The sequence below is a fragment of the Pseudomonas sp. CM25 genome (assembly GCF_013179705.1).
Lineage (GTDB): Bacteria > Pseudomonadota > Gammaproteobacteria > Pseudomonadales > Pseudomonadaceae > Aquipseudomonas.
The window spans coordinates 1-6,229 of record NZ_JABMCW010000314.1; the positions used below are offsets into that span (position 1 = coordinate 1).

6 protein-coding genes are annotated in these 6,229 nt (G+C 64.8%); 3 read left to right on the top strand and 3 right to left on the bottom strand.

Going from position 1 to position 6,229, the window contains the following annotated elements:
* Positions 1-207 (bottom strand): YbaN family protein (locus HP546_RS24105; protein ID WP_172230444.1); only part of this gene is annotated, 207 nt, incomplete at its 3' end.
* On the bottom strand, positions 170-757 hold the full coding sequence (locus tag HP546_RS24110; protein ID WP_172230447.1) for a YecA family protein: 588 nt from the start codon (positions 755-757) through the stop codon (positions 170-172). The genes HP546_RS24105 and HP546_RS24110, both read right to left, overlap by 38 nt.
* Before the next feature lie 245 nt (positions 758-1,002).
* On the opposite strand from HP546_RS24110, the gene recQ reads away from it, so the two are divergent.
* Together recQ and HP546_RS24120 are read left to right on the top strand one after the other, a co-directional pair.
* Positions 1,003-3,150, top strand: a complete 2,148-nt coding sequence (recQ, locus tag HP546_RS24115; protein ID WP_172230450.1) for a DNA helicase RecQ — start codon at positions 1,003-1,005, stop codon at positions 3,148-3,150.
* 151 nt (positions 3,151-3,301) lie between these two features.
* On the top strand, positions 3,302-3,739 hold the full coding sequence (locus tag HP546_RS24120) for a MarR family transcriptional regulator (protein ID WP_172230453.1): 438 nt from the start codon (positions 3,302-3,304) through the stop codon (positions 3,737-3,739).
* Between the two features lie 33 nt (positions 3,740-3,772).
* Here the strand turns inward: HP546_RS24120 and HP546_RS24125 are convergent, their stop codons facing one another.
* Complete coding sequence (locus HP546_RS24125) at positions 3,773-5,959, bottom strand: patatin-like phospholipase family protein (RefSeq protein WP_172230456.1); 2,187 nt, start codon at positions 5,957-5,959, stop codon at positions 3,773-3,775.
* A gap of 67 nt (positions 5,960-6,026) precedes the next feature.
* On the opposite strand from HP546_RS24125, the gene HP546_RS24130 reads away from it, so the two are divergent.
* Positions 6,027-6,229 (top strand): SelT/SelW/SelH family protein (locus HP546_RS24130; protein WP_172230459.1); only part of this gene is annotated, 203 nt, incomplete at its 3' end.

Below are 6,229 nucleotides of genomic sequence, written 5' to 3' on the forward strand. Positions count from 1 at the left end.
CTTGGGGTGGTGGACCAGCCAGTGGTGAAAGCGCGGCGAGCTGCGGGCAAAACAGGCCGCCGCCAACAGCAGGAACGGGGTGGTGGGCAAAACCGGCAGGAATATCCCCAACACCCCCAGCGCGACGCTGAGCCAGCCGATGGCCAGCAGCAGGTAGCGCACAGGTGACTCAGTGGTGGCGTGGCTTGAGCAGTGCAGGCTTTTCATCAGGGGCGTGCAGCAGCAGGAACAGGGCGGTCAGCGCCTCGGGGATCTGTACGATCATGTCGTCCTGCAGGTTGGCGTTGCTGGCGATGTCAGCGAACTCCGGCTGTTCGTCGAACAGCCCCGAGCCGACCATGATCGGCAGCAGCATTTCGCTGACTTCTTCTTCGTCGCGGTCGAACCAGGCTTCCTCGCGCAGGAACACACCTTCCATGAAGCCGATGCACCAGCCGCGCAGGTCAGAATCGTCCGGCTCATCGGTCAGGTCGAGTTCGCAAGGCAGGTCGAATTCTTCTTCGCTGGCCAGCTGACGAGCGATATGCGCCTTGAGCGCGACCAGGGTAGCTTCGATCTCGGTGCGCTGGGCTTCGCCGGCGTAATGCGGCTCTTCGGCGAACAGGGCATCGATCCATTCGCGCTCGGGCACGTCCTCGGCGTTGATCGACAGGGCGGTGAGGTAGCCGTGTGCGGCGACATAATCCAGCGCTTCTTCGTGCAGCTCGTCGGCGTCGAGGAAGGCTTGAAGGCGGGTCAGTTGCTCGGCGAAGGACATTACAGGGCTACCTTGGGGAATAAACGATAACGAATTCTAGCACCTTGCGGCGGCGCCGGGGCAAAGGAACGTCTATCGCGGTGGTGCCCTGCACGGTGCAGCGCTGCGGTATACTCCGCCATTTTTCACCGTGGGGCAGCTTCTACCAGCTGTCTGGTAAAAACCGCTTACGCATTCGGCGTGTGCGGGACGGTTTTTTCGTCCAGCCTGTATCCCGGATGGTACGGCGATTTGTGGAGTTGCACATGCTCGAACAGGCTCAGCGCGTTCTCAAGGACATCTTCGGCTACGACAGTTTCCGCGGGCGCCAGGCAGCGATCATCGAATGCGTGGCCAATGGCGGCGATGCCCTGGTGCTGATGCCCACCGGCGGCGGCAAGTCGCTGTGTTTCCAGGTGCCGGGGCTGCTGCGCCCGGGCCTGACGGTGGTGGTCTCGCCACTGATCGCGCTGATGGACGACCAGGTGGCCACCCTCGACGAACTGGGGGTGGCGGCGGCTGCGCTCAACTCCACGCTCACCGCCGAGCAGCAGCGCGAACTGGCCGGGCGCCTGCGCCGTGGCGAGGTGAAGATGCTGTACCTGGCACCGGAGCGCCTGGTGCAGCCACGCATGCTCGACTTCCTGCGCGAGCTGGACATCTCGCTGTTCGCCATCGACGAAGCCCACTGCGTGTCGCAATGGGGCCACGATTTCCGTCCCGAGTACCTGCAGCTGGGCCAGTTGGCCGAGCTGTTCCCGCATGTACCGCGCATTGCACTGACCGCCACCGCCGACATGCGCACCCGCGAAGAAATCGTCCAGCGCCTGCACCTGCAAGGCGCCGAGCGGTTCCTGTCGAGCTTCGACCGGCCCAACATCTTCTACCGTATCGTGCCCAAGGAGGCGCCGCGCAAACAGCTGATGGCCTTCCTTGGCGAGCGCCGCGGCAATGCCGGCATTGTCTACTGCCTGTCACGCAAGAAGGTCGACGAAACTGCCGCGTTCCTCTGCGACCAGGGCTTCCCCGCGCTGCCGTATCACGCCGGCCTGGCTGCTGAAACGCGCTCGTCCAACCAGCACCGCTTCCTCAACGAGGAAGGCCTGATCATGGTCGCCACCATTGCCTTCGGCATGGGCATCGACAAGCCCAACGTGCGCTTCGTCGCCCACCTCGACCTGCCCAAGTCGCTCGAGGCCTATTACCAGGAAACCGGCCGTGCCGGCCGTGACGGCCTGCCTTCCGATGCCTGGATGGCCTACGGCCTGCAGGACATGGTGATGCTCAAGCAGATGCTGCAGAATTCCGAAGGTGACGAGCGCCACAAGCGCATCGAGCAGCACAAGCTCGACGCCATGCTGGCCCTGTGCGAAGAAACCCGTTGCCGTCGCCAGTCGCTGCTGGCCTATTTCGACGAAACCCTCGAGCAGCCTTGTGGGCACTGCGACAACTGCGTCGACAACGTGCAGACCTGGGATGCCACCGAGCCGGCCCGCCAGGCATTGTCGGCGGTGTTCCGCACCGGCCAGCGTTATGGCGTCGGCCACCTGGTCGATGTGCTGCTGGGCAAGGACACCGACAAAGTACGCAATTTCGGCCACGAGAAGCTGTCGGTATTCGGCGTTGGCAAGGGCATGGCCGAGGTCGAGTGGCGTTCGCTGTTCCGCCAGCTGGTGGCGCGCGGCCTGGTCGACATCGACCTCGAGGGTTACGGTGGCCTGCGCCTGTCCGACAGCTGCCGGTCACTGCTGCGCGGCGAGGTGACCTTGCAGTTGCGCCGCGACCTCAAGCCGCAGACCACCGCCAAGACCTCGTCGTCCAGCGGCGGCAGCCCGGCCAGCCAGCTGGTGCGGGCCGAAGAGCGCGAGCTGTGGGAAGCGTTGCGCACCCTGCGGCGCAAGCTGGCGGAAGAACACAGCGTACCGCCCTACGTCATCTTCCCCGACTCGACGCTACTGGAGATGCTGCGCAGCCAGCCGGTCAGCCTCAGCGACATGGCTCAGGTCAGCGGTGTGGGTGCGCGCAAGCTGGAGCGCTATGGCCAGGCGTTTCTCGAAGTGCTCAACAGCAGTGGCGGTACCGACGAGGCGCCGAAAGTGGTGCTCGACCTGCGCCACGAGCTGGTCAGCCTGGCCCGCGCCGGCATGACCCCGGCGCAGATCGCCGGGCAGCTCAACTGCAGTGAGAAAAACGTGTACAGCCTGCTGGTCCAAGCGCTGGGCCGTCAGGAGCTGAGCCTGGACCAGGCCCTGGACCTGCCGGAAGACCTGCTGGCGGAAGTGCAGGATGCCTTCCTCGATGGCGAAGGCGAGCTGCCGCCGGTGTCGGCCATTGCCCCGCTGTTCGGTGCGCGGGTGCCGGAGGGCGTGCTGTATTGCGTGCGCGCGGCGCTGGCGGCCGAGTTCGAGATGTAGCCGGTAGCAAGTTCGAGGGCAGAACCGCCATCTGCTGACCTTTGTCATGCTTTTTGACGATTATCGGGCAAACAACCGGCCCCGAGCCTTGCCTCGTGCGGCGGGGCATGGTTAGCTGCCTAATAATTAGATCCATTCGATGAGTTGCTATATGCCCCTGACCGACAACCAACACCGCTTTGGCATGCAGCTGGCCCAGATGTCTCGGGGTTGGCGCGCCGAGCTGGACCGCCGCCTGGCCGGGCTGAACCTGTCCCAGGCGCGCTGGCTGGTGTTGCTGCACCTGGCCCGTTTCGAAGAAGCGCCAACCCAGCGTGAACTGGCCCAGAGCGTCGGCGTCGAAGGCCCGACCCTGGCGCGCCTGCTCGACAGCCTGGAGGCACAAGGGCTGGTGCGTCGGCAGGCGGTGCTGGAAGATCGGCGGGCGAAGAAGATCCACCTGTGCCCACCGGCCAAGCCGCTGATCGAGCAGATCGAAACCATTGCCAATGAGCTGCGGCTGGAGCTGTTTACCGGCGTGGAAGAAGCCGACCTGCAGGTGTGCATGCGGGTGCATGCCAAGATCCTGGCCAACCTGGAGAAATCCTGAGGGCCATTGGGGCTGCAAGGCAGCCCCGGCAATTCAGAAGGTATGCCCCAGGTTCAGGTACACCGCATGCTCATGCGCACTGTTGGCCCCGTAGCTGAGGTTCAACGGCCCTAGTGGTGTTTCCAGGCCCAAGAAAACGCTCGCCGCATTGATGTACCCGCTGTCGAATTCGTTGTCGTTGTTCCACGCCCGTCCACGTTCCAGCGAGCCACCGATGTACAGCGGGAAGTCCAGCGGCACATAGGCCCGCGGCGTCAGGCGGCGATAGTAGACCACCCGCATCAGGCTCACGTTCTGCCCCGACAGCGAGTCCTGGCGGAAACCTGACAGCTCACGCGCCCCACCCATCACGAAGCTCGACGTCACCACTTCGGTGGCATCCAGCGTGCGCCCGTAGCGCCCGCCCAGCACGAAGGTATTCGGCCCGCTGCTGATGGCCTTGTCCAGGTTGAACAACCACTGCCGGTAGTCCTGGTCGGAGTCCAGTGACTTGTCGTACTTGCGCAGGGTCAGGCTGATGTCCTCGCCCCGGTGCGGGAAGTAGACATTGTCGAGCGTGTCGAACGAGTACTTCAACTCATAGAAGCCTTCGTTGAAACTGACCTTGGGCAGGTCCTGGTCGCCGATGCGCACCTCGGCCTCGCCCCACGCCTTGCCCACGCCCAGGCGCACCTCGCCGCTGGTGCCGATCTGCCGGCCCACGTTCAGGCCGAAGCCATAGCGCTCCAGGCGGTACTCGGCGACCGGGTCGTTGTCCAGGGTGGCCTCGATGTTCTGCGAGCCGAAGTCCAGGTAGGGCGCGACGAAGTAGCGTGAGCCTACATCCAGTGGTTGATAGAACTCGCTGTACAGCTCTTGCTGGTCACCGATCTGGCCCCGGGTCAGCCATTCGGCGCCCAGGCTGTTGATGCCGTTGACCCGGTAGCTGGCGCCCAGGTTGAAGGCGCTGTCGCCGCGCAGGTCGTCCGACAGGTTCAGGCCCAGGCGCAGGTAGTCGGTGCCGCCGCGTCGGCCGCGGGCGTTGATCACCAGGGTGTTGTCGTCACCCTTGTGCACCACGCGGTACTGCACCCGGTCGAAGTAGTCCAGGCCGTACAGCGTGCCCATGTCGGTCTGCAGGCGGCCGAGTTCCAGCGGCGCATCGATCGGCTGGCGGATGTAAGAGCGGATGACATCATCGCTGACCTTGGAGTCGTTCTCGATCCTGATGGCGCTGATCACCGGCGTGCGCTGGCGCGGCGAGCGGGCTACGGCGAGGCTGCTGTCACCCTCGGGCTGGCGCAGTGCGGCCAGGCGCGGCTCGAGCAGGCGGGTGGCGCGGTAGCCGGCGTCGATCATGTCGCGGGCGCGGCCGAAATCGGTCACGCCGAAAGCACTCAGGGAGGGCTGGATGAGGATGTCGTCGCGGTGCAGGCTGGCCAGTTGCTCTTCCGAATTGCGCCGGGTCATCAGGGTGATCGACTGGTTCAGCACATCGACCACGGTCAGTAACTGCTTGCGGTCGCGCAGCGGGGTGCCGATGTCGACCACGATGGCCAGGTCCACGCCCATCTCGCGGGCCACGTCGACGGGGATGTTGTCGACCATGCCGCCATCCACCAGCAGGCGGCCGTCGAGTTCGACCGGGGCGAACACCGCCGGTATCGACATGCTGGCGCGGATCACCTGGGGCAGGTGGCCGCGGCGGAACACCACTTTTTCGCCACTGGCAATGTCGGTGGCCACCGCGCGGAAGGGGATGGGCAGCTTGTCGAAGTCACGGGTATCGGCGGTATGCGCCAGCTTGCTTTCCAGCAGCAGCGACAGGTTCTGGCCCTGGATTACCCCGAGTGGCAGGCCCAGGCTGCCGTCGTCACGGAAGCTGAGTTTCTGCTTGACCAGAAAGTCGCGGTCATCCTGCTTGCGCCGGAACGGCACGTCTTTGCGCGGCGGGGCATCGGACAACGCCTGTTGCCAGTCGAGGGTGGTGGCCAGTTTTTCCAGCTCTTCGACACTGTAGCCCGAGGCGTACAGCCCGCCGATCACCGCGCCCATGCTGGTGCCGGCGATGGCGTCGATATGCACCCCCTGTTCCTCCAGTGCCTTGAGCACACCGATGTGGGCAAGGCCACGGGCGGCGCCCCCAGACAGCACCAGGCCTACCTTGGGCCTGGCCGGTTCAGCGGCAAATGCGGTCAGGGAGGCAAGGGCGAGTAGAAAACAGCACAGCAAACGGCGCATCGTGAGTCTCAAACCGTGGGCTAAAGGGCGCTAGTATAAGCGGCCCCTCACCAGGAGAATGGTCAGCATGGCCGACAGCAAGCCGGAAATTGTCATCACCTATTGCACCCAATGCCAGTGGCTGCTGCGCGCTGCATGGCTGGCCCAGGAACTGCTCAGCACCTTTGCCGACGACCTCGGCCGGGTGGCGCTGGAGCCTGGCACCGGCGGCATCTTCCGCATCACCTGCAACGGCGTGCAGATCTGGGAGCGCAAGGCTGACGCGGGTTT

Bases quoted from the DNA above. Each gene is read 5' to 3' on its own strand.
- recQ (WP_172230450.1), top strand. From the start codon at position 1,003: ATGCTCGAACAGGCTCAGCGCGTTCTCAAGGACATCTTCGGCTACGAC.
- HP546_RS24120 (WP_172230453.1), top strand. From the start codon at position 3,302: ATGCCCCTGACCGACAACCAACACCGCTTTGGCATGCAGCTGGCCCAG.
- HP546_RS24110 (WP_172230447.1), bottom strand. From the start codon at position 757: ATGTCCTTCGCCGAGCAACTGACCCGCCTTCAAGCCTTCCTCGACGCC.
- HP546_RS24125 (WP_172230456.1), bottom strand. From the start codon at position 5,959: ATGCGCCGTTTGCTGTGCTGTTTTCTACTCGCCCTTGCCTCCCTGACC.